The sequence below is a fragment of the Chryseobacterium sp. MYb328 genome (assembly GCF_037572595.1).
Taxonomy (GTDB): domain Bacteria; phylum Bacteroidota; class Bacteroidia; order Flavobacteriales; family Weeksellaceae; genus Chryseobacterium; species Chryseobacterium pennae.
In genome coordinates this window covers 46250-71767 of the sequence record NZ_JBBGZQ010000001.1, presented here as the reverse complement: position 1 = coordinate 71767, position 25518 = coordinate 46250, and the positions used below count along the sequence as shown (strand labels likewise).

At 35.2% G+C, this 25518-nt stretch carries 24 protein-coding genes; 9 read left to right on the top strand and 15 right to left on the bottom strand.

Translation table 11 applies throughout. The features are described 5' to 3' along the window. Positions 1-171: 171 nt before the first annotated feature. Positions 172-516 carry a zinc ribbon domain-containing protein YjdM gene (locus WH267_RS00355; RefSeq protein ID WP_340004667.1) on the top strand — a complete coding sequence of 115 codons (345 nt, stop codon included), beginning with the start codon at positions 172-174 and terminating at the stop codon, positions 514-516. Positions 517-873: 357 nt separating this feature from the next. Here the strand turns inward: WH267_RS00355 and WH267_RS00350 are convergent, their stop codons facing one another. Next, positions 874-1809 (bottom strand): sulfate/molybdate ABC transporter ATP-binding protein, encoded by a 936-nt coding sequence (locus WH267_RS00350; RefSeq protein WP_340004665.1) that lies wholly within the window; start codon positions 1807-1809, stop codon positions 874-876. A gap of 75 nt (positions 1810-1884) precedes the next feature. On the opposite strand from WH267_RS00350, the gene WH267_RS00345 reads away from it, so the two are divergent. Together WH267_RS00345 and pheS are read left to right on the top strand one after the other, a co-directional pair. Beyond that, the gene (locus tag WH267_RS00345; protein WP_115972822.1) at positions 1885-2544 is read left to right on the top strand and encodes a YceI family protein; all 660 of its coding nucleotides are present in this window, start codon (positions 1885-1887) and stop codon (positions 2542-2544) included. A 127-nt stretch (positions 2545-2671) separates the two neighbouring features. After that, a complete protein-coding gene (pheS, locus tag WH267_RS00340; protein ID WP_115972821.1) occupies positions 2672-3682 on the top strand; it encodes a phenylalanine--tRNA ligase subunit alpha in 1011 nt (336 codons plus the stop codon). Between the two features lie 332 nt (positions 3683-4014). Here pheS and WH267_RS00335 read toward each other — a convergent pair whose 3' ends face one another. The 6 genes from WH267_RS00335 to WH267_RS00310 all read right to left on the bottom strand — a co-directional run bounded on the left by WH267_RS00335 (position 4015) and on the right by WH267_RS00310 (position 9569). Next, a complete protein-coding gene (locus WH267_RS00335) occupies positions 4015-4395 on the bottom strand; it encodes a thiol-disulfide oxidoreductase DCC family protein (RefSeq protein WP_123321356.1) in 381 nt (126 codons plus the stop codon). Between the two features lie 50 nt (positions 4396-4445). Then, positions 4446-5231: a GLPGLI family protein gene (locus WH267_RS00330; RefSeq protein WP_115972819.1), complete on the bottom strand. Its 786-nt coding sequence runs from the start codon at positions 5229-5231 to the stop codon at positions 4446-4448. A gap of 4 nt (positions 5232-5235) precedes the next feature. Continuing rightward, positions 5236-7776 carry a TonB-dependent receptor gene (locus tag WH267_RS00325; protein WP_340004661.1) on the bottom strand — a complete coding sequence of 847 codons (2541 nt, stop codon included), beginning with the start codon at positions 7774-7776 and terminating at the stop codon, positions 5236-5238. Next, a complete protein-coding gene (locus WH267_RS00320) occupies positions 7766-8668 on the bottom strand; it encodes an HTTM domain-containing protein (RefSeq protein ID WP_115972817.1) in 903 nt (300 codons plus the stop codon). Before WH267_RS00320 ends, WH267_RS00325 begins: the two co-directional genes overlap by 11 nt. Next, on the bottom strand, positions 8634-9230 hold the full coding sequence (locus WH267_RS00315) for a hypothetical protein (protein WP_123947413.1): 597 nt from the start codon (positions 9228-9230) through the stop codon (positions 8634-8636). Before WH267_RS00315 ends, WH267_RS00320 begins: the two co-directional genes overlap by 35 nt. Positions 9231-9302: 72 nt before the next feature. Then, on the bottom strand, positions 9303-9569 hold the full coding sequence (locus tag WH267_RS00310) for a hypothetical protein (protein WP_115972815.1): 267 nt from the start codon (positions 9567-9569) through the stop codon (positions 9303-9305). Positions 9570-10377: 808 nt separating this feature from the next. On the opposite strand from WH267_RS00310, the gene WH267_RS00305 reads away from it, so the two are divergent. Then, positions 10378-10929 (top strand): hypothetical protein, encoded by a 552-nt coding sequence (locus WH267_RS00305; RefSeq protein ID WP_340004657.1) that lies wholly within the window; start codon positions 10378-10380, stop codon positions 10927-10929. A gap of 81 nt (positions 10930-11010) precedes the next feature. Here the strand turns inward: WH267_RS00305 and WH267_RS00300 are convergent, their stop codons facing one another. Continuing rightward, entirely contained in the window at positions 11011-11781 is a 771-nt protein-coding gene (locus WH267_RS00300; protein WP_115972813.1) for a DUF3108 domain-containing protein, read from the bottom strand. 151 nt (positions 11782-11932) lie between these two features. On the opposite strand from WH267_RS00300, the gene WH267_RS00295 reads away from it, so the two are divergent. Continuing rightward, the gene (locus tag WH267_RS00295) at positions 11933-12988 is read left to right on the top strand and encodes an NAD(P)/FAD-dependent oxidoreductase (RefSeq protein WP_115972812.1); all 1056 of its coding nucleotides are present in this window, start codon (positions 11933-11935) and stop codon (positions 12986-12988) included. Positions 12989-13000: 12 nt separating this feature from the next. Further along, positions 13001-13330: a 2Fe-2S iron-sulfur cluster-binding protein gene (locus WH267_RS00290; RefSeq protein WP_047495204.1), complete on the top strand. Its 330-nt coding sequence runs from the start codon at positions 13001-13003 to the stop codon at positions 13328-13330. 75 nt (positions 13331-13405) lie between these two features. On the opposite strand, the gene WH267_RS00285 is transcribed toward WH267_RS00290, so the two are convergent. From WH267_RS00285 to WH267_RS00270, 4 genes are all read right to left on the bottom strand, one after another. After that, on the bottom strand, positions 13406-13987 hold the full coding sequence (locus WH267_RS00285) for an LOG family protein (protein WP_115972810.1): 582 nt from the start codon (positions 13985-13987) through the stop codon (positions 13406-13408). A gap of 167 nt (positions 13988-14154) precedes the next feature. Then, positions 14155-15597 (bottom strand): aminoacyl-histidine dipeptidase, encoded by a 1443-nt coding sequence (locus WH267_RS00280; protein WP_123321353.1) that lies wholly within the window; start codon positions 15595-15597, stop codon positions 14155-14157. Between the two features lie 122 nt (positions 15598-15719). Beyond that, positions 15720-16211, bottom strand: a complete 492-nt coding sequence (locus WH267_RS00275) for a hypothetical protein (protein ID WP_115972808.1) — start codon at positions 16209-16211, stop codon at positions 15720-15722. Positions 16212-16231: 20 nt separating this feature from the next. Beyond that, positions 16232-16837 (bottom strand): hypothetical protein, encoded by a 606-nt coding sequence (locus tag WH267_RS00270; RefSeq protein WP_115972807.1) that lies wholly within the window; start codon positions 16835-16837, stop codon positions 16232-16234. Positions 16838-17209: 372 nt separating this feature from the next. Between WH267_RS00270 and recR the strand changes: the two genes are divergently transcribed. Next, positions 17210-17821, top strand: a complete 612-nt coding sequence (gene recR, locus WH267_RS00265) for a recombination mediator RecR (protein ID WP_115972806.1) — start codon at positions 17210-17212, stop codon at positions 17819-17821. Beyond that, a complete protein-coding gene (locus WH267_RS00260) occupies positions 17817-18656 on the top strand; it encodes a glycosyltransferase family 2 protein (protein ID WP_340005221.1) in 840 nt (279 codons plus the stop codon). The genes recR and WH267_RS00260 overlap by 5 nt, the downstream gene beginning before the upstream one ends. Before the next feature lie 228 nt (positions 18657-18884). On the opposite strand, the gene secG is transcribed toward WH267_RS00260, so the two are convergent. The 3 genes from secG to WH267_RS00245 all read right to left on the bottom strand — a co-directional run bounded on the left by secG (position 18885) and on the right by WH267_RS00245 (position 22864). Next, positions 18885-19238 (bottom strand): preprotein translocase subunit SecG, encoded by a 354-nt coding sequence (secG, locus tag WH267_RS00255; RefSeq protein WP_115972805.1) that lies wholly within the window; start codon positions 19236-19238, stop codon positions 18885-18887. A 274-nt stretch (positions 19239-19512) separates the two neighbouring features. Next, the gene (locus WH267_RS00250; protein WP_340004645.1) at positions 19513-21543 is read right to left on the bottom strand and encodes a M16 family metallopeptidase; all 2031 of its coding nucleotides are present in this window, start codon (positions 21541-21543) and stop codon (positions 19513-19515) included. Positions 21544-21550: 7 nt separating this feature from the next. Beyond that, positions 21551-22864 carry a M16 family metallopeptidase gene (locus WH267_RS00245; RefSeq protein ID WP_340004643.1) on the bottom strand — a complete coding sequence of 438 codons (1314 nt, stop codon included), beginning with the start codon at positions 22862-22864 and terminating at the stop codon, positions 21551-21553. Between the two features lie 219 nt (positions 22865-23083). Between WH267_RS00245 and WH267_RS00240 the strand changes: the two genes are divergently transcribed. Beyond that, positions 23084-25417: an ATP-dependent helicase gene (locus WH267_RS00240; protein WP_123321350.1), complete on the top strand. Its 2334-nt coding sequence runs from the start codon at positions 23084-23086 to the stop codon at positions 25415-25417. Positions 25418-25518: the final 101 nt, after the last annotated feature.

The window sequence follows — 25518 nt, the reverse complement described above, 5'->3', positions numbered from 1 at the left end:
TCACTTCCTAAGAAAAATTCACTATTGATATTTAAAAGGACTGAAGTTATCAGCTTTGTCCTTCCTGTCTCTCATCTCTTAGTCTGTTATCTTTCCGTCTTTTTACCTCTCATCCAGATTCCCTCTTGACTTCAACCTCCAAAAAGCTATACCTTTGCAAAAATTAAAAATATGAGTGATACAGTACTTTGTCCGAAATGTAGTTCTGAGTTTACGTACCCAAATGATAACATGATGGTATGTTCTCAGTGTTTCTACGAATGGAATCCTGAAGAAGCAGCTTCTGAAGTAGCAAACGAAGGGAAAATATTGGACTCTAACGGGAATGAGCTTCAGGATGGTGATTCTGTAGTGGTTGTAAAGGATCTTCCTGTAAAAGGAGCACCAAAGCCGGTAAAAGCTGGGACTAAAGTAAAAAATATCCGTCTGAGACCAGGAAGCGATCACAATATCGACTGTAAAATTGATGGTTTCGGAGCAATGGCTTTAAAGTCAGAATTTGTGAAGAAAGCATAATAGCTGTTAGTGAATAGCTTTTTGCTGTTAATACTATACTTTTGATTAAAAGTTTTTAGCTTAAGACCATAAAAAAAAGGAAAAAATTGGACAGTGTAATCTTTCAATAAACTTAATTGCAAAATTGCTAATGTCCGTCTAGAAGGCAGAAAGAGAAATAACCAATAATTTCCTTATGCTGTGGAAATACAAATGTAAGAAAAAGTTTGATAACAGATTCTTATGTTTGTATTTTTTTTATTGATAAGTGTAAGTAAATGTATGAGTTATGTGCTTTTTTGTAAGGCTTAAAAGGTCAAGGGAGCTAATGTGCTTAGGTTTAAATATTAATCATTTACTGTCTCGTTATTCTTCGATTTAAATAAACGAAATACTAACTAAGCCTTCTAATTTTTCATCGGTATAGATCACAAGTTCTTTGTTTCTTGCTTTAATTTTATTCCAGTAATAGTTTCCGGCAAACCTGCTTTCCAGTACTTCAGCTTCAGGGCCAGCTTCGGATATTTTTATTTCTTTTGGGTAGTAAGAAAGTTTTGTAAGCTGGAAATCTGCTGCTTCAGTTTCAGTAAACAGATTGACTTCTCCGAATAATTTAGCAACATAGGCATTGTAAGGTTTTCGGTAGGTTTCTTCCGGACTGTCATTCTGAATGAGTCTTCCATCCTGAAGAATAACAATCTGATCCAGCCATGGCATGATGTCCTGAAGTTCGTGGGTAGAAATGATCAGAGAGATCTGCTGCTCCTTTACGTATCGGAAAAGTCTCTCCCTAAGCTCTATTTTTCTTGGAAAATCCAGATTACTGAAGGGTTCATCCAGAATAAGCAGTTTGGGCAAAACGGAAAGTGCTCTTGCAATAGCAACTCTTTGTTGTTGTCCACCACTTAAATATTTAGGAAGTACATCGGCAAACTCCTGAAGTCCGACAACTTCAAGAAGTTCCATGACGGTTTCTCTTTTCTTTGCTAAATTGATATTTGAAATAAATTTACCTACATTTTCAGCAACAGTAGCATAAGGCATAAGGTCAAAATTCTGGGCTACAAATTTCATTTGAGCTTCTCCGGGAACAAGGTTTCCTTTGGGGCCCAGCAATCTGATTCCATCAAAAATAATATCTCCGCTTTCCCAATTCAGTAATCCATACACCAGGTTTAAAAGAGTGGATTTTCCACATCCGCTTTCCCCTGCCAGGGCAATGATTTTATTGGCTTCAAATCTTAAATTAAGGTTTTGAAACAAGGGATTATCTTTGGTGTGTGAGAAAAATAAATTGTTTATTTCTAATAGCATATTACAAATGTAAGGTTTTTATGAAAACATAATTTTTTTTATTATATTAGCGGAAGTAATAAAAATAAATCAAAAATGAGAAAAAAACTGTTTTCGTTGGCTATTCCTGCTTTATTCGTTGCTGCTGTAGTGGTTTCTTGTAAAAAAGATAAACCGCTTACCAGCGAAGGTAATGAGGTGACTACAACCAAGGATGGTAACCAGTACACTTTGGATACGCTAAACAGTAAGGTTGAATGGAAAGGATACAAAGTATTTAAATCTGAAAATACGAGCCACTTCGGAACAATTAAGTTTGAAAGTGGAGATGTAACGGTGAAGGATGGAAAACTGGAAAGCGGTAAATTTGTTTCTGATATGAACTCCCTGACTTCTGTAGACTTGAAAGACAGTCCTGAAGATATGGGTAAATTAAACGGTCACCTTAAAAGCGGTGATTTCTTCGAAGTAGAAAAGTTCCCTACGGCTTCTTATGAGATTACAAAGGTTACTCCTTCTACAGAAGGTGATTATAATACTCTTTTGGACGGTAATTTAACGATTAAAGGAATTACAAAACCTGTACAGTTTAAAGCTAATGTTTCTGTGAAAGACGGAGAAGTAAGTGTAGCGACTGAGCCAAAAGATATCAAACGAGAAGAGTTTGGCGTGAAGTTCCAGGCTCCGGCTGAAAATGGAGTGATTAAAGATGAGGTAACTCTTCAGATCAACGTTAAAGCTTTAGAAAAGAAATAATTTTTTTATTTAAGTGAAATAAGTGATTGAAGTCTGCCTCCCGAAAAAGAGGCAGATTTTTTTATGACGGACTTATTATTCAACTTAAAAGTCGTATTTTTGCAAAACATTTTGAAAGGGTAAAATAATGATAGAAAAGATAGAAGAACTACTGATCGAAGTAAACGGCTTCAATGCTACCTCTAAGGAAGATATAGAAAGCTTCCGAATCAAGTACAACGGTAAAAAAGGGGTTCTGAATGATTTTTTTGAAAAATTTAAAGAAGTTCCTAACGACCAGAAGAAAGAATTCGGACAAAAGATCAATACTTTAAAACAGGCAGTTGCTGTAAAACTGGAAGATTTGAAAAATACTTCCACATCTTCTGTTGTGTTAGAAAAAGAAGATCTTACGAGGCCTGCTTTTCCATTGGAATTGGGCTCCAGACACCCGATCAATCTGGTTAAAAACAGAATCATTGAAATCTTCAAATCGATTGGCTTCGCAGTTGCTGACGGTCCTGAAATTGAAGATGACTGGCATAATTTTACTGCATTGAACCTTCCGGAGTATCACCCGGCAAGAGATATGCAGGATACTTTCTTTATTGAGCAGAATCCGGATATTCTCTTGAGAACGCATACTTCTTCTGTACAGACCCGCTATATGGAAGAAAATCAGCCGCCTATCAGAATTTTGTCTCCGGGAAGAGTATTCAGAAATGAAGCTATTTCTTCACGTTCTCACTGTATCTTCCATCAGATTGAAGGATTATATATTGATGAAAATGTAAGCTTTGCAGATCTGAAGCAAACAATCCAGTTCTTTACTACTGAGCTTTTCGGGAAATCTAAAATCAGAATGAGACCTTCATTCTTCCCGTTCACAGAGCCAAGTGCTGAAATTGATGTGTATTGGGGATTAAACTCTGAAACAGATTACAGAATCACAAAAGGAACAGGATGGTTAGAAATCATGGGTTGTGGTATGGTAGATCCTGCAGTATTAAAGAATGTAAATATTGATGCTGAAAAATATTCAGGATATGCATTCGGAATGGGAATTGAAAGAATCACCATGCTTCTTTACCAAATGAGTGATATCAGAATGTTCTTTGAAAATGATATAAGAACCTTGGAGCAATTCAAGACACTATAAAAATAAACCTCCGGAGCTCCGGAGGTTTTTGTTTTTAATTACTGACCTAAGAAACAAAACGTAATTAAAAACTGATTTTATTGAAAAATTTACACGTGTCTTGTTTCTTTCTATAATACGCTGCATATTCATCCACATTTAGGAACATTGTGCCCTTTATTTCTCTGGTATTATATTTTCGCTCTTATTATTAAGACAACTTAAAACCATACTATATTACACGGTTGACAGAAAAAAACGAATATATGTTTCTTTTTCAATGGGGGGCAGTTATTGTACGCCAGGTGAAGTTCTCATCAATAAAATTCAGTCATTAAATTTTTTTTTCTTTTTTAATGTTCCGGAATCTGGCAACTGTCCTCAGTACAGTGAATGGGGATGATTTTTCGCTTTATAGCCAGTTCTTTGTAAATAATTTCCCCAATTCCTGAAATTTTTAATAAAAATAAGATAGGAATGAAAACCCATGCAAGAGGAAGTCTTATCAATATGAGATAAATAGAAATAAAACCATAATTCCATTTTTCCTGATAAGAAGCCATTTCTTTATATGCTTTCTGTAAATCCAATCCAGGATATTGATTTGAAAGGGCCGGATTTCTTAACGGAACCTCATGAATTCCCTGCAGCCAATCGACTTTCTTTACAGTGTTTATAAATCGTGTACAATTGGGACACCAGTTATCATAAAAAACAATCACTTGCTTACTCATACTGTAGATTTTAGGGTTAATAATTAATCTTTACTATGGGTTTCGATGTGTTATTGGGAACTTTTATCCATCACACTGATCATTGATTTGGTCAGCTCGGCTTTCTGTTCCAAAAAGATGTTTTCCTTGATAAGAAATTTCTTTTTGTTGGTATTGAAATCCTGTTGTAAAGAGGTGTAGAGTTCATCAAATTTTGAACTGAAATTATTCAGGTACTCAATTTTAGTCATCTGGGTAGTTCTGAAAAAATCTTCAGACCAGATTACCAATCCGGGTAAGCCAAAGAAATTCACAGGGCCGCTGGATACAGGAATGTCATCGGTATACCATGTTGTAATTAAATATTCTTCTTTTTTGGAAACGGCTTTTCGGGCTTTAAATCCTAAAAGTTCTTTTTCTTCGGCAGTTATTTTCCATTCGATATCAGATAATTTCCCTTCTGAGTAGAACTTCTGGTTGAATATGGATTCATTGAGGAAATAGGAGTCCTGATTTTGTCTTACACAATATTTAAATTCGTCATTGATCATCAGTTGTACGTCTTTTTGGTTTTCAGGTTTATTGATCTTAGTGCTGTCCATTTTGTAAATAGAACGGTTGGTTTTGGGGTCAATCAATAAGGTGTAATAAAACTTGTGAGAACTTTGTAATGCAATGTCATTATCCCGGCTCTCCTGAGATACTCCTGCATTATTACTCACCTGATGGGAGCTTAGAGGCATGTTCATATAAGATACTTTAATTATTCTCTGATCAGCGGCCTCTTGTGCGGTTAGCTTTTGAGTACTTAGTATCAGTAATAAAAAGCAAACGTTGATTTTTAAAATAGTTTTCATTGTGTTAAAATTTATATTCTACTCCTGCCATCAGATATTTCATTCTGTATGGATTGATTGTTTCTGTAATGATATTACCATCTGAATACACATTGAGATCTTTAGTCTTGTTATTGCTGGATAATAAATCGAATAAAGCTTTTCCTCTCAGGAAAAAACTTATTTTATCCGAATATTTGTAGGATGATAAAAGGTCAAGATTAGGAGTGTTGTAATTGATTCCTTCAGCAGGGCTGTAAGAGTAGCTTGCTGAGAGAAGGTTCTCGAATTTCCCGATGACACTTTTTACATCTAAAAAAAATGAATTCACAGTAAAGCTGTTTACATTGTTTCGGTTGATATTGATATCCTGAATGTTTTTATGATAGGCAATACTGATATCATTAAATATCCTGGATTTTAAGTTTAAAGAAGTCTGCAAGCTGATGGTATAAGTATTACTATTATACTTGTCGCTGGTATTGTTAATAGGAAAATCACTTCTGTTATAGCTGAATTTTGTAGTGAAGTCAACCTTCCTGTTTTCTGCGGAAAAATAATATCCTTTTCTCCAGGATACATTGAAGTTGTTTTTATATACATGATCAATGATGATATTCCTGTAATAGGTAGTGATGCCATCAAAATTGGTAAAAACAGGCTGTATGATATTTCTGCTTTCCACAAAAGAATAATCTATATTAAAAGATTTAGATCGTGCAATATTAGAAAGATAATAGCCCAGCTTTATCTTGAAATTCTTTGAAATATTATATTGAGAATCTATATTTCCTGTATTTACAGTTGCTAAAGAGGTATATAATGTATCAACTCCTTTTACAAGATCCTCAACTCTGTTGCTTTTGTCAATATCAAGAATAAGATTTGCACCTCCGGAAAGACGGAAGGTCATATTTCCACTGATCATAAGGTCTGTATTGTTTTTGTCCGACTGGTTACGGAAAGAGAAGTTTCTCTGGCCCACTGCAAGAGAATACTCCCATTTTTTATCTTTTCCACGGATACCCGGATAAATATCTGATACAGTATATTCTCTTTGATATTTTTTATCATCTGAAAATAATGCATTATCTACTGACTTTACTTCAGAGAAAAGGTAGAATGTCAATAGATTAGAATGTTTGTAATTGATATTTGCATCAAAATCGAAGACATGATTGAACTGTCTCAGCGACTGATTATTTCTGATCCCTGTATTTAAATAAGATGAAAAATTACTGCTGGATTTCTCATAGAAGTAAGAAGTGCTGCCACTTACCAGAATCTTATCGCTGATTAATCCTCCATAGGAAATCTTATTGTTGATAGCGAATGTATTAGGAATTATCCTTGCTTCATCTCTGTATAAGACAGAATTGGTCGTCAGATCTCCTGAAAGGAAATTTTTCATATGATTATTGATGATTGAATTCTCAATACTCAGGATACTTTTTTCACTCAGTTTAATATCATACATAATTTTACTGTTCAGGTAATTCCCCTGATTGGTAGTAGAATTATCAAGATCTCTTATTGGTTCTTTGTTTTCTGCATAGTAAGATCTTTGAAGAGTGTTTTTTTCCCAGTTTAAATAATTGTATTCAGCAGAAAAATTAAGTCTGCTGTATTTCCATTGTTTTCTCAGTATAAGATTATTGTTGGAATTTTCATCCTTTTTTACAAGATTATCCGAGATGTAATATTGGTTAATACTCTCTCCAAGAATATTTCCTGATAAGCTAAAGATACCGTCAAGTTTATCCGTATTAATGTCCTTTTCCCCTACATTATTGGTGTTGGTAGTAAAAAATGCATTGATGTTATCAGAAAAATACATAGCACTTCCCTTTATAAGATAGGCATTTTTTGCTCCGTATAATCCCTGAAGGCTTTTCTTCAGAATTCCTTTGTAATTGGATTTGGTATTGATATTAAGAACTGATGCGGTGAAATTATCAAAATCTACTTTAAAACCATCCCTGTAATTATTGACCATCTGTATTTTTTCGATGGCTTCCATATTGATATTATCCAGAGCAATCTTATTCTGATTGACGAAAACTTCTCTTTTGTTGACCAGTATTTTTGTAATAGGGACTCCATTGTAGCTGATTCCTCCTTCTTTGGTAACAATAAAGCCTTCAGCCTTATTGAGAGCATCCCTCAAAGAAGATTTCTCAGTGATGCTTGGATGATCTGTTTTTACAGCTACTGTATCTTTATATTTGGTGTTCTTTATTATAATCTCATTAATCTGATTGGTTTTTTCGGATAGAAGTATGCTGATTTTTTGTTCCGCTTTAAGGTTTTTTTCTACATGTTTTTCATATCCCAACTTAGAAACCGAGATATTGAGGTTTTTACCTTCCTTATTGTGAAAATCTACTTTTCCGTTTGCATCGGTTTCTTTATAAAACAGGATATTGTTTTCATTATCCGATAAAGTTACGATAGCACCCGGGATTCCGTTATTCTGACTGTTATGAACGGAAATGTTTATTTTTTCCTGTGAAAAAAAAAATTGAAGACAAAACAATAAAGAAAATGTAAAAATCTTAGAATTCATTTACCACCTGAGTTTTATATTCCTTGGATATTGAAAACCAAGCCAACATATTCCACAAAATCAATATAAACGCAAAAGAATACAGCTTTAAAATGAAGGCAATCCCCAAATGCATAATGATGCACATAATAACAGTGATATACCTCGTTTTCTTGATGGAAACAAGCAGGGGATAAAGAGTTTCCAACAAGACAGTTCCAATCCCGAATATAAGAAAGAAGAAAGGTGGAAGTTTAAAATTATTATCGTAAATAGATGAAAAAGACCTCCATAAAGAAATCCCGTTCCACCATTCTATATCCAATGCTTTTGCAATCCCGGCAAAGAAATAGACAATACACAGGTGAATCTGTATTACCCTTGCATAGTTGAAATCCGAAAGCTGTTTCTGTTTGAACAATATGGAATCTATAGAATACTTCCTGTTGGTAGGGAAAATAAGACAATAGAATAAAGAAATGGTTGCAAACTGATCATATCCATAGCCTACCTCCGCGAATGAGCGATAGATGATAAGCTGTGCCACCAGTGCAATCAATACAGAAAACCGGGTAAAGAGTCCTGCTAATACAAATACTAATGCAGCGATATAAATAATTAAAATATATTTATAATAAATACCTGATAAATTGTTGATGTCAAGGTAATTATACAGCCCGTTCAGATAATCGAAATATTCAGAATATAAGAACAGAAAATCTCTCGGAATGAAAGTTTCATTTGCAGAAAAAAGCAGCCTGATATCCTTATACATAGATAAAATATCCACCAGAGCAATGAATACAACCCCAATTCTGAAGAATGGGAGAAACATCTCTGTTGTCTGATTTTGTGGAATTCTCCAGAAAGTATCAGCTTTATTTAATATAGTATTTATACTCTTTTTCAACATATACTTTGTTTTTTGTTATTTGTCCCTGCCATATATCATGCGGAATGATAGTGCAAAGCCTGATAATGTAGTATTGGGTATTAGTGTCGTTTCCTACAGCTCTTTTTCCTAAATGTTTAAATAATTTATAAGCATAGTCTTCCCTAAGTTTGATATCTTTTGATTTTTTTTGTGTGCTGTCTTTGGCAGCCATTTCCTCAGTTTCTGAAATAAAGTTGGAAATATGAGTAGGAAATCCTTCGTATCGTATTCTTCCGGTAACAGTGGTAAATCCAAAATTATCACTGCTTTCAAGCAGTTTGTTATTGATGTCATAACGTTCCATTTCAATGAATTTCTGCGTAGAAACACTGGTTCCAAAAAAACCATAACCGGTATTGATTCCTGTAAAAACAAAATACGGATGCAGATTTCTGTTGCTGAACTTTACAATATCTTTTAAAACCCAAACGTCTACATCCTTAGATTCCTTTACTTTATAATAGGATGAGATACACAAATAAAAAGACATGCTTAAGACTAAAAAGAAATGCAGGGTAAAGTAAAAATATAATTTCCTCATGATCAGTCGTTATATTAAAAGCAAAGCTGTTGAATTCAACAGCTTTGCATAGGTTATTGAATGGAAATAGTTCTAGTACTTGTTAAGAACATTAGAAACCTTTTGTACAGTTTCAATTTCCTGTACAGCAGTCCAGTCTTTGTGGTACTTAGACCAAACTACCTGCTTGTCAGAATGGTTGTCATATGAACTTGTAAATGATTTTGCAGTCCCTGCGTTGAAGATGATATTTCCTGATACAGGATCGTAAACTCCTTTTTGAGACTCTAGTGGCTTAAATGAAAATGCTACTAAGCAAACAGCAGTAGCGCCTGCTGCGAATAATAATCTTTTGTTCATGGTTGTAAATTTTAAGATTTAATAAATTAATTAATTTCACTTTTATCTATAATCCTTCCTGGTCTGTATTGGCCACTACAAACTTAAATGGATGAAAGATCGGATTTTGATATTAGGATATCAATGATGATTGTATCCTGTAAGGAGTATAATATTGAATGGGTAAAGACCTCAGTATGTCATAAACCGGTAGATCCTGGTCTTTGTGAGAGAAGGTATATTGAAATTTAACCTTGCAGAAGAATTAAGCTTGTAACACATATTTTAAAATAATAATGTTACTGTATCTAAAAAGCCGAAAATAAATTCTTCTTGCTCCTTAAATTCCTCATGATAGTTCTCAGAGTTTCAATATTATTAAATTCATAATAATTTTGTTTAATCTTTGTTATTAGTTTTGTTTCGTGGTTCTTTTGCTAAAGTATTCAAAAAAAATAAGAATCCAAATTTTTTTTCACTTTTATTGGAGATAATTATTTAATAAATTGATATTCAGTTTTTTAAATTTATTTACTCTCCTTTAAATTGCCAGGAAATCTATATTTTTCAAGTATTGATTTCAGAAATTGATGTTTTTTTTATCTCGTTTAAGAGAATTAATAAAGCTTTTAAATATTGTTTGCAGCTTCTCTTATTATTAAGACAACTTGAATTTAAAATTTATAACACACACTCATTAAAAGTGTAATTAATTCTAACTCTTTGGGTAATTTTGAATAAAATGGTTGTTTTTTTTCATTAAAGTTATATTTTGTTGCAATTAATTTAGTTAGATTTTTATTTTTGATCTAGTTAAATTATAAACATTATGAAAAAATTGTTATTTCCGCTTTTAATTGCGGGGGTATGTTTTAATGCCCAAAAAATTGAAATTGCAGCCAGTTATGGAGCTCCTTCCGTGTATGGAATTGCGTACGAACTAGCTCCTGCCATTACTCTAGCTTTATTACCTGGAACTTCCTCAATAAGTCCTTCAAGCAATGGTGTTGCTGCTTTTGGAGTAATGATGTACAGTAAAAATATGAACTGGCGCTATGGGATAGATGTTACCAATGAATTTTTTGGAAAAACAGAGTCTGTTTCGAAACAAAACATAACCTCAATACTTCCAAAAATAGATTATTTCTGGCTTAGAAAGAATAAGCTAGGACTATATTCAGGAGGTAGCATTGGCGTTAATTTTGCCAGTACAACTTATGTGAATAAGGATACTAAAAAGGAGAATAAAGATAGCAGTACTGGATTTGGATTTAATGTTGTTCCCATTGGGCTAAGATATGGAGGAGATCTAAGTGTTTTTGTGGAAACTAATATTGGAATGAAAGGAATTGCTCAAGCAGGTGTTTCTTACAGATTTTAAAATATGGAATGTCTTAAGGGATAAAATAAAACAGAGAGTCTGGCTATAGATTCTCTGTTTTGTTTTTATTGTATTCTGAAACTATTTGGTAAACTTTAAAGGATATTTTACGTTTTTATAATCATCAATACTTGCTTTCAGTGAACCCACAGCCAATTCAGCTTTCAAGAGCATCGGTAAGTGATTGGCATCATTGGAAACCCACATGGTAACTCCTTCTTTTTCCTTGAATACTCTTCCGCTTTTTACAGAAGGAATTATTTTTAAGCAATTGATTGTACCGAATTTTGTTTTTAAGTTCTCAGTTCCTGTAACTTTAAGCTGAAAAGGAAACATTTCGTCATCAATCCATACATTCATATTGATAACAGTTCCTACTTTTAATTCATCCGGGTTTTTGCTTCGAAGATAATAGAAGCAGGAAAGCATATCCTGAACTCCTTTCACAGATTTGATAACCTTTGAACCATTAGCTGGTGTTTTTTTATCAGTTAAAATTAAAGTATTGTTATCGTGATTAAAGGCCGTTTCAAAATGCTGACGATATCCTCCCTCACGTACATTTCTTACGTAGTAGCTTGGTAAACCGGTTGCTGTATCAATGAAACTTTCATATAAGTCTTCTACTTTGAAGAATGCTTTTACCGCACCAGTAGTTTGTCCGGTCCCTTTTACATAAAGGTGAGGAGCGCCTTTATAAGTAGTCTTTTTAGTAGTAAGATTGGCGGTTCCTGCATTTAAGAAGCCATAGTGGATTCTAAGGGTGATGGATTCGCCGTCTGCGATGTTATCAATCTGGGCAGAGCCTAAAAAGAATATAAATACTGCAAAAAGGTTTAAAATTTTCTTCATGATAAGACATTTACAAAAACATTGCCAAATTTAATATCTTAAATAATAGATATTTGACAAATCTCAGGTTTTTATTTAGAATCAATTAAATATGCTTCGCATTAAAATTAGTAAATTTGCAGTTACATGTATAATTAAATTATCTTAAATTATGATAACCACTGATATATTGATCATAGGGGCAGGGCCTACAGGGCTTTTTGCCGTTTTTGAAGCAGGTCTTTTAAAAATGAAGTGCCATATTATTGACGCACTTCCACAACCGGGAGGGCAATTGGCTGAACTTTATCCGAAGAAACCTATTTTTGATATTCCGGGGTATCCTTCAGTAAACGCTGGAGAATTAGTGGATAATTTGATGGAACAGATCAAGCAGTTTCAACCTGGATTTACATTGGGAGAAACAGCTGTTTCTTACACAAAAGTAGATGATGAGTGGTTTGAAGTGGTTACTAACAAAGGAACTGTTCACAGATGTAAGGCGATTGCTATTGCAGGTGGATTGGGAACTTTCGAACCTAGAAAACCTACTTTTGAAAATGTAGCTGATTATGAAGAAAAAGGACTTGAATATTTCGTTAAAGAACCTGAGCACTTCAGAAATAAGAAAGTGGTGATTGCCGGAGGTGGAGATTCTGCCCTTGACTGGAGTATTTTCCTTTCTAACGTAGCAAGTGAAGTTACTTTGATTCACAGAAGAAATGAGTTCAGAGGAGCTTTGGATTCTGTAGAAAAAGTTCAGGATCTGAAAAACGCAGGAAAAATCAAGTTGATCACTCCAGCTGAAGTAACTGGAATAAGAGGTGATGGTAAAGTAGAAGCAATCACTATACAGAAAGATGGTGAAGATGCTTTTGAAATTGAAACAGATTATTTCATTCCATTATTCGGGTTGACTCCAAAATTGGGGGAGATCGGAAACTGGGGACTGAACATCGAGAAAAATGCAATTGTTGTAAACAATGCCCTTGATTATCAGACTAATATTGACGGTATTTATGCTATCGGAGATATTAATACATATCCTGGAAAACTGAAGTTGATTCTTTGTGGTTTCCATGAAGCAACTTTAATGTGTCAAAGTGTTTATAACAGATTGAATCCTGGTAAGAAATTCGTATTGAAATATACTACAGTAAGTGGAGTAGACGGATTTGACGGAAGCCGTAAAGAAGCAGAGAAGGCTGTTGTGAAAAAAATTGACTAATTTTGCAGAATTATGTCAGATGTTAATATTAAAATCACCGACAGAGAAGGTGTAACCCACGATGTTATTGCTCCAACGGATATGTCCATGAACCTAATGGAAATCATCCGTTCTTATGAATTGGCTGAAGAAGGTACTATTGGTGTATGTGGTGGAATGGCGATGTGTGCTTCATGCCAGGTTTATGTAATCAACGATCCTGGTCTGGAACCAATGGGAGATGAAGAAGATGCGATGCTTGCTGAAGCTTTCCATGTGAAAGACAACAGCCGATTAGGTTGTCAGTTGCATATTGCAGATGCCATGGAAGGACTTGAAGTGGAAATTGCTCCTTATCCTTAAAAATATTTTTTAATCTTAATAAGAGACCCGTTTGGAAAATCCGAACGGGTTTTTTATATTTTTTTGATTGAGAACTTATATTTCCTCTTTAGAAATCCACTTTCCAACCGTAGGAGCCTGATAATTTCTCATTTTTTCCAGCAATTCATCTATATTGTCACTGATCAGAAGCATATCTCTGTTTACCTGCTTCAAAAAGCCCTTATCTACCATATTCTGAACTAAGTTTATCAGGTCATTGTAGAATCCGTCAATATTCAAAATGGCGATCGGTTTTTTGTGAAGACCAAGCTGTGCCCAGGTAATCATCTCAAAGAATTCTTCCAAGGTTCCGTAGCCGCCGGGAAGGACGATAACCCCATCACAAAGCTCATTCATTTTGGTTTTTCTTTCGTGCATCGTTTCTACAAGAACCAGTTCAGTAAGGTTTTTATGGGCAATTTCCTTGGCCTGTAAAAAGTTAGGGAGAACGCCAGTCACTTTTCCGTTTTCACTTAATGCTCCGTTTGCAATCGTTCCCATTAAACCGGTTTGAGAGCCACCGTAAATGAGTTGTATATTTTGTTTTGCTAAAGTCTGACCAAGTAAAAATGCCTGTTCTTCATAGGTTTTATCTGTACCGAAACTTGAGCCGCAAAATACTGTAATACTTTTCATATTTAAATGTCTTTATGATTAAAGCTAAATAAGGTAAGAAATTATTTATTGATATTTATGTTTACCCCACTTGTTCTTAATTTCTTAATATAGTTTAATGATTTGATAAAATTAAAAATATCCAAAGTCAAGAGACTTTGGATATTCAATATAGTTATTTTACTATTCTATTTCTGAGGAATATTCGCTAAAATATCTTTCAAGAAGCTCCAGAATTTCTGAGCAGATGGAATGTTTGCTTTCTCATCAGGAGAGTGTGCTCCTCTGATCGTAGGTCCGAAACTTACCATTTCCATTTCAGGATAATTAGCTCCAATGATACCGCATTCTAAACCTGCATGGCAAGCTACAACATGAGGCTTCTCATTGAACTTCTCTGTATAGATCTTTTCCATGATCTGTACGATTTCAGATCCTGGTCTTGGTTTCCATCCTGGATATGAGCCGCTGAATACAACATTCATTCCAGCTAATTCTGCTACAGATTTCAATTGTTCTGCTGTAGAATATTTAGAAGAGTCTACTGAAGATCTGGTAAGGTTAAGAATCTTTAATTCTCCACCTTTCAATTCAACTCTTGCTACGTTATTGGAAGCTTCTACAAGATCAGCTACATCCGGGCTCATTCTGTATACTCCGTTATGAAGAGCTTTTAAAGTAAGAATCACTTTTTTAGAATCACCTTCTGAAATCGCTTTGTCTGAAGAAGTAGAATTTTCAATATTGATCTGAAGAGCTGGTTCTACAGACGCAAATTCCTCTAAAATTTCTGTTTTAAGAACTGTAACTTCCTGGATGAACTCCTGAGCATTTCTTACGGAGATCATAGCAACTCCTTCTCTTGGAATGGCATTTCTTAATCCACCACCATCAATAGAGATCAGTTCAATATTTTGATTTTCTATTCCTTTGTAAAGAAGTCTTCCAAGGATAATGTTTGCGTTTCCGAAACCTTTATGGATATCCATTCCTGAGTGACCTCCCTGTAATCCTTTTACTTCAATTCTTACAGTCTGTCCTTTCGGAGCTTCTGTTGCATAGTTTTGAGTGATAGTAACATCAACACCTCCGGCACAGCCGATGTCAATTTCATCGTCTTCTTCCGTATCAAGGTTTAATAGGATCTCTCCGGTAAGCTGTCCTGGTTTTAAACCGATAGCACCTGTCATTCCTGTTTCCTCATCAATAGTGAATAAAGCTTCCAATGCAGGGTGAGGAATATCTGAACTTTCAAGGATAGACATAATGGTAGCCACTCCTAAACCGTTATCAGCTCCTAAAGTGGTTCCTTTTGCCTTTACCCAATCTCCGTCAATTTCCATTTTGATTCCTTCTGTTTCAAAATCGAAATTAACATCATTGTTTTTCTGGCAAACCATATCCAAATGTGACTGAAGTACAATAGATTTACGGTCTTCCATTCCTGCAGTAGCAGGCTTTTTAATAATTACATTCCCTACTTCATCTACAGTAGTTTCCAATCCTAAGTTTTCACCAAATCCCTTGATAAAAGCAATTACTTTTTCTTCTTTTTTTGATGGTCTTGGAACAGCATTTAATTTGGAGAAGTTTTTCCAGATTATCTGCGGTTCTATATTAGATAATTCCATTGAAATTTATTTTTCTCAAATTTACAAAATAAAAAATGCTTCCGTAGAATACAGAAGCATTTTTATGAGTTATAAAAGAATGAATAAGCAAATTTGAGAATGAACTTATTCACCTTTTGCTATTAACAGCCACATTCTCCGTAGATCGGTGTTGTAATAACACTGCCATCTGGTTTTTCAATGGTTAGGGTACCTTCAAAGAGTAAGGCTTCTTCACCTTTTATCTTTTTACCTTTTACAGAGATTTTGTAATCATTATTTTCTATTTCTTTGGTCAATTCCTCATCCACTTCCATATCACTTGAAGAGATAAGGTTCATGGCGAGTCTTTTACCATCAAGGTTCATATAAGCAGTTTTTCCGGCATCATCAGCGTAAATATATTTTTCAGCTTCAAAATCAGCCTTGTTTCTTGCAAAATAGCATGAGCATTCTTTGATTTCTTCAGGAAATGAGATATTTTCAATCTGAATTTTCCCGGAAGGAATACTTGCAGTGGCAGAATCTTTAACCATGTTTGAAGAATCGGCTGTAGTACTTGCAGAAACTGTTTCTTTGTCCTTTTTACAGGCAACTAAAAGAAATGCAGAAAGTAAAATGATTAGGTATTTCATGTGTTTGTGGTTTTAAAATGTTAGCCTCTTGCTCTTTCAAGAAGGGTCATCATTAATAATGAAAGAATCACCAAACTTTCTTCCTCATCATCAATATCGATTAATCTGTCTAATTGGAATCTTCTTCCAAAGAATGAAGGCATTTTTTTAAGTTTGAAGTATGCTTTTCCGTCAATACCGGTAACAGTATAAGATGGGTTAAGGAAGTATCCTGTAAACATTCCAATGATAGGAAGTTCTCCTACAAAGCTGTCCCAGAATCTTACCCATGCGTTGTCTTCCTGTACTTTGAATTTGGGCTGGTCGTTAGCATCCAGGATATCATAGCTTGATTTCCAAAGAGAACGCATCCCTTTTCTTGCTAATCTACCGTAGTTTTTGTTGTCAACAATATCATTTAACGAATAAGACGCGTTGAAGTCAATCCATTTATTGGCTCTGATTCTGAAAAGTTCTTTTGATTTGCTTTCATCATTGAAAACAATAACGTCTTCTTTCAGTTTGAACATTTTCTGACGTACGTAAGCTACGTAATTCCCATTTTTGTCAGTAATGTTGAAGTCACTGGCTAGTGTCGAAATTTTAAACTTGAAATCCAGTGGATAATTTAGGTTGTTAAGTACCATGTGTTAGTTTATTTTTTTCATATTTAATTAAGCCGCAAATATAACTGTTTTTTTAGAGTTATGGAGTATGGGGATAGAATAGGGAATTAAAATATCGAAATGAGACATTGTGGAAATTGGGAAGAGGAGATGTAAAAATGATGATAATAGATGATAGACGAATAGAATAGATGGAAACCGTAAAAACAACAGGAATTATCTTGGGTTTTACATATCAATAGAGAATTTTGCCTTGCGGGTGAATAGTGGGTGATCATGGGTTACTAAGATTGACAAGCGTAGCGAATTGATATTGAACACTCCTTTTCAATACATCAAAAACTCCTCTTTAGGATAGATAATTTTCCTCAAATAATCCTTATTTTTGTAGCTATGGATTACCCAAGTAAAGTATTGGCAAAGGCAGTTGATGAAATTTCAGGTTTGCCTGGAATCGGAAGAAAAACGGCTTTAAGATTAGCATTACATTTATTAAAGCAGCCCAGCTCCAGAGCGGTGAGCCTTGGGAATTCCCTGATTAATCTTGTCAATGAAATAAAATACTGTAAAGAATGTCATAATTTTTCTGATTTTGACATCTGTGAGATCTGCAGTAATGAAAAAAGAAGCGGTGAGCTAATTTGTATTGTTGAAGATGTACGGGATGTTATTGCTATTGAAAATACAGGTAAATATGGAGGGAAATACCTTATTTTGGGTGGGAAAATCTCCCCGATGGAAGGAGTAGGCCCAAGCCAGCTGAATATTCCAAGTATTGAAAGAAAGCTGAATGAGGGGAATGTAAAGGAATTTATCTTTGCGCTGAGTGCTACCATGGAAGGGGATACTACTGCCTATTATATTTATAAAAAGTTTAAAAATTTCAATGTGAACTTTTCAAGTATTGCTAGAGGGATTTCAGTAGGAGATGAACTGGAATATGCAGATGAAATTTCACTTGGAAGATCTATTATCAACCGATTACCTTATAACGAAAAGGATTAATATGAAGCTGTCTATTATTATTGTTAATTACAATGTTACCCAATTACTCAGAAACTGCCTTTTATCTATTCAGAAATATGTAAAAGAGGTAGAGTATGAGGTAATGGTGATAGACAATGCTTCCACAGACAGGTCCTGGCAGGATCTTATTCCTGAATTTCCTGAAGTGCACTTTATCTCTTCAAAAATTAACGGTGGTTTTTCAAAAGCAAACAATGAGGCAATACAGGCGGCAAAAGGAGAATATTTACTGCTTTTAAACCCTGATACTGAGTTGGAAGATTTTTATATAAAGGATCTTTTAGATTTTTCAGATACGCAGCAGGCTTTCGGGTGTCTTGGAATCCGGATGCATGATGCCGAAGGAAATTTCCTGCCGGAGAGCAAACGATCAGTACCGGATATGTTCAATTCCTTTGAAAAATTATTTACCAGTTTTAAGAAGAATAATTCCAAATCCTATTACAGGAATGATATAGCAGAAACGGCTGTGGCTGAAGTGGAAGTTATTACAGGAGCCTTTTTATTGGTAAAAAGAGAGGTTTACGAAAAGGTAGGCGGATTGGATGAGGCTTATTTTATGTATGGTGAAGATATTGATCTCTGCTACACTTTATTGAACAAAGGCTATAGGAATTATTATTATGGAAAAGCGTCCCTTCTTCATCACAAGGGAGAAAGTACAGTAAAGGATGATGTTTATCTGAACCGGTTCTATGGGGCCATGCAGATCTTTATTGACAAATATTATAAAGAATCGAAGCCGATGCAGTACTCTTTTCTGAAAGCTGGTCTAAAGCTGCGTCATAAGATTGAGAAGATTAAGCTGAAGTAGGCAGGAGAGAAGTTGGAAGCTGTAGGTCTTTGGTGAAAAAATATCTATAATTTACTTTATAACTTCTATGAAAATAAGATAAGTATATACGATTTATACAGTTTGGGTTATCTGATGAAATGAAGGATCTAAGGATAACATCCCCCAAAAATTAAATTTTGAAAAAGTATAAAAATAAAAAAGCAACTCAATCTGAGTTGCTTTTGTTCTATGTAGAAAATAATCTTCTTATTTAGCCGGTGCAACTGGTGCTGATGCCGGAGTAGTGGTTGTAGAAGAAGCCGGAGCAGATTGTTTTGCCGGAGCTTCTTTCTTAGCAGGTTGCTGAGCTGGAGCCACTTGTGACGGTTTACCAGTAATAACAACGCTTAAAAGGATAAGAACGATGATAGTTCCGCCTAGAGTCCATGTTGCTTTTTCCATGAAATCATTGGTTCTCTGTACTCCAAACTGAGCAGATGATGCCCCTCCGAAAGTACTGGAAAGACCTCCTCCTTTTGGGTTTTGAGCCATAACAACAATCACTAATAAAATACTAGCAATCATAATAAGAACCATCAATAGTGTAAATATAGTATCCATTAATTCTGATATCTTTTTGAATGGGCAAATTTAATCTTTTTTTACTGAATGACAAAAAAAGATATCGGTAAATATGGCACAACAACAAAAAAATTAAAAATCAAACAATGATTTTATGCTTAGAATAGAGGAAGAAACAAATGAGAAGATAAGAATCGCCATATTTAAATGTATGAGTTGTTAATTTTTCTCACAGCTTTAATGTCCGGTGAAATCAACTACAAAAAAAGCTGTCCCAATATTGAGACAGCCTTTTCTATAAATTCTTTGTATATTATTTAAAGTCAGAATCTTTAGCCTGGTTAAGCTGATAAGACTGTACAGCCAGGTTGATTTCCATTCCACCCATATTCTGGATAATAGTGAATGGAAGCTTTACTCCTGAAACTTCTTTATAATCAGCAAAGTTTGTAGGCATAGAACCTCCTTCTCCAACTTTTATCTCACCCGTTTTTAAACCGGTTTTTACGCTGTAGTAATAAGTCTGTTTTGGACCTTTTACGACATAAGAATCTTCATTGTTATATTTTTCGATTCCTGCTAACTTTAGTTCCGTTGATTTTGTAAAAGTAAGTTCCGGGAAAATTTCCGGTTCTGCCATAGAAGCTTTTTGTTTGTCATTCAGAGGCATTTTTTTACCCTGTACTTCAGCATATCCGTCTTTGCCGTCAAAAGCGATCTTCTGAAGGGTGTTGCCCATCATTTTCATTTCCATCATCATCTTTCCTCCTTTCCCCTGGATCAGTTTCATATTCATATCCATTCCCTGAACTTTGGTTGTGGCATCCAGAGTAACGGAAGAAATTTTTTGAACAGCAGCTAGACCTCCGATTGCACTGATGTATTTATCTGCTACAGAACCAATAGTTACGTTGGCATCAATTTTCTGTGCTGTAGGTTTGGTTACCGGATTAGCTTCTTTATCGAAATATTTTACAGGATATCCTAATTTTTCAAGTCCTTCAGAAATATCAGAGGCTTTACCTGCGATGAAGATTCTACTCTGGTTTGGAAGAATTGTTGCTTTTACAGCATTAGATACATCAGCAGAAGTAACCTTATCAATTGATTTCAAATAATTGGTATAGAAGTCAGCAGGAAGATCCTGAACTTTTTGATTCAGAGCAAACTTGGCAATAGTTTCAGGTTTTTCCAAAGACATAATGAATGAACCTTTCAGTTTTGCTTTTGCATTTTCTAATTCTTCAGGTTTAACGGTAGAAATGGCGTTTAGTTCGTTCATCATTTCCTTAACAGCCTTATCCGTAACCTCATTTCTGACACTTGTTTCTGCTGAAAAATCAGGTGAATACTTGCTTGCATTCATACTGGAATAAGCTCCGTAAGTAAATCCGTTCTTTTCTCTAAGGTTCATGAAAAGTCTTGCTTCACCACCACCGCCAAGAATATAGTTGGCCATAGTAGCAGGAAAGTAGTTAGGATCTTTCATTTTAAGATTGTTCAGGTTGTTTACAGACAGTACAGATTGCACAGCAGACGGAACATCTACCACATTGATCTCTGTCTTGGTAACATTCGAGGCTTGTTCTAAAGCTGCAAACTTAGTATTTGACTTTTTCCAGGTTCCGAATGCTTTTTCAACCAAAGGTTTGATCTGGTCAAATTTTACATCTCCAACAATGACTAAGTAAGCATTATCCGGAGCGTAGTATTTATTGTAAATATTTTGAATATCTGCTAGTTGAACCTTGTTGATAGACTCAATAGTTGCAAACTCTCCTCTTGAAGTGTTTTTTCCATACATCAAAGCATTAGATACTTTTTCAGCAATAGAGGAAGCATTTTTTTCATCTGCTTTTAATCCTTCAATAATTCTTTCTTTTGCATTTTTAAGCTCTTCTGCAGAGAATTTTGGATTTACAATAGCATCAGCCATCAACCCCAATACTTCAGGGAAGTACTTTGAAAGGGAATTAGAAGAAGCTCCATTGGAAGAGAAGTTGATATTAGCTCCTAAGAAGTCAACTTTTTTATTGTATTCATCCTTGCTAAGGTTAGTTGTTCCGTTATCAAGCTGTTCCGCCATAATCATGCTTACTCCCGTAATATTTCCCTCGTTATAAGGAGGTCTGTCCATCGAAAGTGTAGTATTTACTCTTGGCAGTTTGTTGTTTTCAACGACCATTACAGTTAATCCGTTGCTAAGCTGAAACGTTTTTGGTTTGGCAATGTTGATCGCAGGAGTAGGTCCTGGCTTTGGCATTGCATTAAGATCAATTTTTTGGGCAGAAAGCATTCCTGCAAATAAAAATGCTGCTGCTATATAAGTGAATTGCTTTTTCATGGGTAAATTATTTTTTCTCAGGAACGTAATTGATAATGATTCTTTGGTTGGGATTCAGATACTTTTTAGCTGCATTCTGAATATCTTGTTTGGTAATGGATCTGTAGATATCAATCTCGTTATTAATGAGATTGGTATTCCCCATTAACACATGGTTTGTTGCTAAAGAAGCAGCAATTCCCTGAATGCTTGAGTTCTGATTGACAAACTGGTTTTCAAACTGATTTTGAATTTTTTGATAATCTTCATCAGAAATTAAAGTAGTCTGAAGTTTTTTAATCTCTGCATCAATATCAGTCTGCAATGTCTGTTTAGACGTTTGCCCCATTGGGATAGCAAAGAAGGCAAAAATACTGTAATCTTCAAGCCCCTGGTTGAAAGCAGCTACCTGAAGCGCTTTTTTATCCTGATCTACTAATTTTTTATATAGAACAGAAGATTTACCATTGCTTAAATAAGAAGAAAGCATGTCTAAAACATAAGCGTCTTTTTCTTTATTGGCAGGTGTTCTGTAAGCAAAAACATAAGCAGGAAGCTGGATGTTCGGGTCTGTTGCAGTAACTTCTTTTTCCTGAGTGATCGGAGCATCTTTAGGGAAATCTTTTGGATACAATGTTCCTTTTGCAATGCCCCCATAATATTCTTCAATCCATTTTTTAGTCTGCTCAGGCTTAATATCTCCTGCAACGACTAAAGTAGCATTGTTCGGGATATAGAATTTCTTATAAAAAGCCTGAAATTCTTCAAGCTTAGCAGCGTTAAGATCTTCCATAGAGCCAATCGTTGGCCAGTTGTATGGGTGGTTGGTAAACAGGTTCTTTTGAATTGTAGAGAAAAGATTTCCATAAGGCTGATTATCCATTCTTAATCTCTTTTCTTCCTTTACCACTTCTCTCTGGGTATCTACTCCCACCTGATTGATAACGGCATGGCGCATTCTTTCAGCTTCCATCCAAAGTCCGAGTTGTTCGTTATTGGAAGGGAAAGTTTCGTAGTAATAGGTTCTGTCGTTAGTTGTATTTGCATTGTTCTGTCCTCCGTTTGAAGAGACGATCTTAAACCAGTCTCCTCTCTTAATATTTGGAGTTCCTTCAAATAAAAGATGTTCGAAGAAGTGGGCAAAACCGGTTCTTCCCTTTACTTCATCTTTTGCTCCTACATGATACATCACACCTGTAGTGACTACCGGAGCCGAATTATCCTGATGAAGAATTACATGAAGGCCATTGGGAAGGTCATACTCTTCGAATTTAATTTGCTGTGCATTCAGCATGAACCCGAAGAAAGCTACGGCAGCAGCCGAAAGAAGTCGCTTTTTCATAAAGTTAGAAATTGTTTATCAATGAGTAGGAAAAGTGAATTAAATGTTACACTTTTGATTGGTTGTGAATGGTGAATCGTCAATTTGCCCCACGTGTCAATTTCTATATTCAGGTATCATTTACTATTCATTTTCAAAGCAAAACAGACTATTGACATTTCATAATTTGAATTCTCCTCTGAATACATTAATTTTGTGGTTCCAAAATTTTTTTGCAGTATGGACTATTTGAAAGGACTCAATGAATCACAATATGAAGCCGTTACTTCTCTACAGGGCCCCCTGATGGTACTTGCCGGAGCAGGTTCGGGTAAAACACGTGTGCTTACGATGCGTATTGCCCACCTTATCCATAACGGAATAGACCCTTTCAATATTCTCGCGCTTACCTTTACCAATAAAGCAGCCCGTGAAATGAAAGAACGTATCGCAAAGGTTGTAGGAGACAGCAATGCAAGAAGTCTTTGGATGGGAACTTTTCACTCTGTTTTTGCCAGGATTCTAAGAATTGAAGGGCATAATCTTGGATATCCTTCCAATTTTACCATTTATGATCAGCAGGATGCATTGAATGTGATTAGAAAAGTACTGAAGGATATGAATATCGATGCTGACCTTTATAAACCCAAAAAAGTTCAGGCAAGAATTTCAACCTATAAAAACAATCTGATTACCGTTAAAGCTTATTTCAACAATCCGGAATTGATGGAAGCTGATGAAAAAGCAAATATGAAATTTATCGGTCAGATTTATCAAAAATATGTAGAGGCATGTTTCAGAAACGGTTCTATGGATTTTGATGACCTTTTGTTGAAAACCAATGAACTTTTAACCCGTTTTCCGGAAGTACTAGCTAAATATCAGGACAGATTCAGATATATCATGGTAGATGAGTACCAGGATACCAACCATTCCCAGTATCTTATCGTAAAAGCGCTGGCTTCAAAGTTTGAAAATATCTGTGTGGTAGGAGATGATGCCCAGTCTATTTACTCTTTCCGTGGAGCCAATATCTATAATATCCTGAATTTTAAAAAGGATTATCCGGATGCCATCACAGTATCTCTGGAACAGAATTACCGCTCTACACAAAACATTGTGAATGCAGCGAATGTTGTTATTGCTAAAAACTTACAGCAGTTTAAGAAAAACGTTTTCAGTGATAACGAAGAAGGAGATAAAATTAAAATATACCGTTCCCTTTCTGATGCTGATGAAGCCAACTTTGTAGCCGGAAATATCTGGGAACTTCGTAACCGTGATCAGAGGAAGTATAGCGATTTTGCTATTTTATACAGAACCAATTCTCAGACAAGAGCATTTGAAGATGCCCTGAGACGTAAAAATATTCCGTACAAGGTATATGGCGGGCTTTCTTTCTATCAGAGAAAAGAAGTTAAAGATTTAATCGGTTATCTGCGTCTTTTAATCAATGAAAATGATTCAGAAGCATTGATGAGAATCATAAACTATCCGACCAGAGGAATTGGAGACACTACACAGAATAAACTGGTCGTTTTTGCAGATGCTCAAAATATTGCTGTATCAAAAGTTCTGGATAATTTACCGATGTATGCTCCTCAACTAGGATTAAATAACGGTGTTTTAAACAAACTGAATGATTTCTGGTCGATGATTAAAGCATTTCAGGTATTATTAAAAACAGAAACGGCTTATAGCGTAGCGATGGAAGTGGCTAAGCGAAGCGGTTTGATCAAATTCTTGAAAGATGACCAGACGCCTGAAGGTATTTCCAGAGTAGAAAACGTTCAGGAATTAATGAACTCCATGCAAGGGTTTATTGAAGAACAGATGCAGCTGGAAGACGGTGACCCAAGTCTTTCCAACTTCCTTGAAAATATTGCACTTTCTGCAGATACACAGGATAAAGAACTGGAAGATGATATGGTTTCATTAATGACGATTCACCTATCCAAAGGTCTTGAATTTCCGGTTGTTCATTTGGTAGGTCTTGAAGAAAATCTTTTCCCGAGTTTCATGAGTTCGGCTACCAGAGAAGATCTTGAAGAAGAAAGACGTCTGTTTTATGTGGCGTTAACCAGAGCAGAGAAGCAGGTGTTCTTCTCATATGCTGTTTCCCGTTTCCAATGGGGAAAAATCACTGATGCGGAACCATCAAGATTCCTGAGCGAAATTGATGATGAATATATAGAATTCCTTAATCCTGCACTGGAAAAGAGGTTTATCAATAATTCAGGAGTAAAATCCAATATTTTTGATGAACATCCTTCTGAAGTGAAAGCTTTTAAAAAGGTAGAGAAAAAGTCGATTAATAAGGGAGACGATTCCAAACCTGCTCCGGAAGTAAGAAAACTGAAACCGGTAAGTACTGCCAAGATCATTAATCCAAGCGGTGCCTCTTCTCAGGATATTGAAGTGGGTGATAAAGTAAGACACGACCGTTTTGGTATCGGAGAAGTTGCTTTCCTTGATGGGACAGATCCTCAGAATATCAAAGCAAAAGTGGTATTCATACATGAAGGAGAGAAAAACCTGATCCTGAAATATGCTAAGCTTACAAAGATCTCTTAAAGTAGAGTTTCTCAGACAGAGATATATTTTATAAAATTTAAAAACGGATTCAAAAAACATGAATCCGTTTTTTTATGGAGAATTTCCGCCATGTATTTAAA

What these genes read in the sequence shown, in the direction of transcription:
- WH267_RS00355 (WP_340004667.1), top strand. Translation starts at nt 172, where the DNA reads ATGAGTGATACAGTACTTTGTCCGAAATGTAGTTCTGAGTTTACGTAC.
- WH267_RS00350 (WP_340004665.1), bottom strand. Translation starts at nt 1,809, where the DNA reads ATGCTATTAGAAATAAACAATTTATTTTTCTCACACACCAAAGATAAT.
- WH267_RS00345 (WP_115972822.1), top strand. Translation starts at nt 1,885, where the DNA reads ATGAGAAAAAAACTGTTTTCGTTGGCTATTCCTGCTTTATTCGTTGCT.
- pheS (WP_115972821.1), top strand. Translation starts at nt 2,672, where the DNA reads ATGATAGAAAAGATAGAAGAACTACTGATCGAAGTAAACGGCTTCAAT.
- WH267_RS00335 (WP_123321356.1), bottom strand. Translation starts at nt 4,395, where the DNA reads ATGAGTAAGCAAGTGATTGTTTTTTATGATAACTGGTGTCCCAATTGT.
- WH267_RS00330 (WP_115972819.1), bottom strand. Translation starts at nt 5,231, where the DNA reads ATGAAAACTATTTTAAAAATCAACGTTTGCTTTTTATTACTGATACTA.
- WH267_RS00325 (WP_340004661.1), bottom strand. Translation starts at nt 7,776, where the DNA reads ATGAATTCTAAGATTTTTACATTTTCTTTATTGTTTTGTCTTCAATTT.
- WH267_RS00320 (WP_115972817.1), bottom strand. Translation starts at nt 8,668, where the DNA reads ATGTTGAAAAAGAGTATAAATACTATATTAAATAAAGCTGATACTTTC.
- WH267_RS00315 (WP_123947413.1), bottom strand. Translation starts at nt 9,230, where the DNA reads ATGAGGAAATTATATTTTTACTTTACCCTGCATTTCTTTTTAGTCTTA.
- WH267_RS00310 (WP_115972815.1), bottom strand. Translation starts at nt 9,569, where the DNA reads ATGAACAAAAGATTATTATTCGCAGCAGGCGCTACTGCTGTTTGCTTA.
- WH267_RS00305 (WP_340004657.1), top strand. Translation starts at nt 10,378, where the DNA reads ATGAAAAAATTGTTATTTCCGCTTTTAATTGCGGGGGTATGTTTTAAT.
- WH267_RS00300 (WP_115972813.1), bottom strand. Translation starts at nt 11,781, where the DNA reads ATGAAGAAAATTTTAAACCTTTTTGCAGTATTTATATTCTTTTTAGGC.
- WH267_RS00295 (WP_115972812.1), top strand. Translation starts at nt 11,933, where the DNA reads ATGATAACCACTGATATATTGATCATAGGGGCAGGGCCTACAGGGCTT.
- WH267_RS00290 (WP_047495204.1), top strand. Translation starts at nt 13,001, where the DNA reads ATGTCAGATGTTAATATTAAAATCACCGACAGAGAAGGTGTAACCCAC.
- WH267_RS00285 (WP_115972810.1), bottom strand. Translation starts at nt 13,987, where the DNA reads ATGAAAAGTATTACAGTATTTTGCGGCTCAAGTTTCGGTACAGATAAA.
- WH267_RS00280 (WP_123321353.1), bottom strand. Translation starts at nt 15,597, where the DNA reads ATGGAATTATCTAATATAGAACCGCAGATAATCTGGAAAAACTTCTCC.
- WH267_RS00275 (WP_115972808.1), bottom strand. Translation starts at nt 16,211, where the DNA reads ATGAAATACCTAATCATTTTACTTTCTGCATTTCTTTTAGTTGCCTGT.
- WH267_RS00270 (WP_115972807.1), bottom strand. Translation starts at nt 16,837, where the DNA reads ATGGTACTTAACAACCTAAATTATCCACTGGATTTCAAGTTTAAAATT.
- recR (WP_115972806.1), top strand. Translation starts at nt 17,210, where the DNA reads ATGGATTACCCAAGTAAAGTATTGGCAAAGGCAGTTGATGAAATTTCA.
- secG (WP_115972805.1), bottom strand. Translation starts at nt 19,238, where the DNA reads ATGGATACTATATTTACACTATTGATGGTTCTTATTATGATTGCTAGT.
- WH267_RS00250 (WP_340004645.1), bottom strand. Translation starts at nt 21,543, where the DNA reads ATGAAAAAGCAATTCACTTATATAGCAGCAGCATTTTTATTTGCAGGA.
- WH267_RS00245 (WP_340004643.1), bottom strand. Translation starts at nt 22,864, where the DNA reads ATGAAAAAGCGACTTCTTTCGGCTGCTGCCGTAGCTTTCTTCGGGTTC.
- WH267_RS00240 (WP_123321350.1), top strand. Translation starts at nt 23,084, where the DNA reads ATGGACTATTTGAAAGGACTCAATGAATCACAATATGAAGCCGTTACT.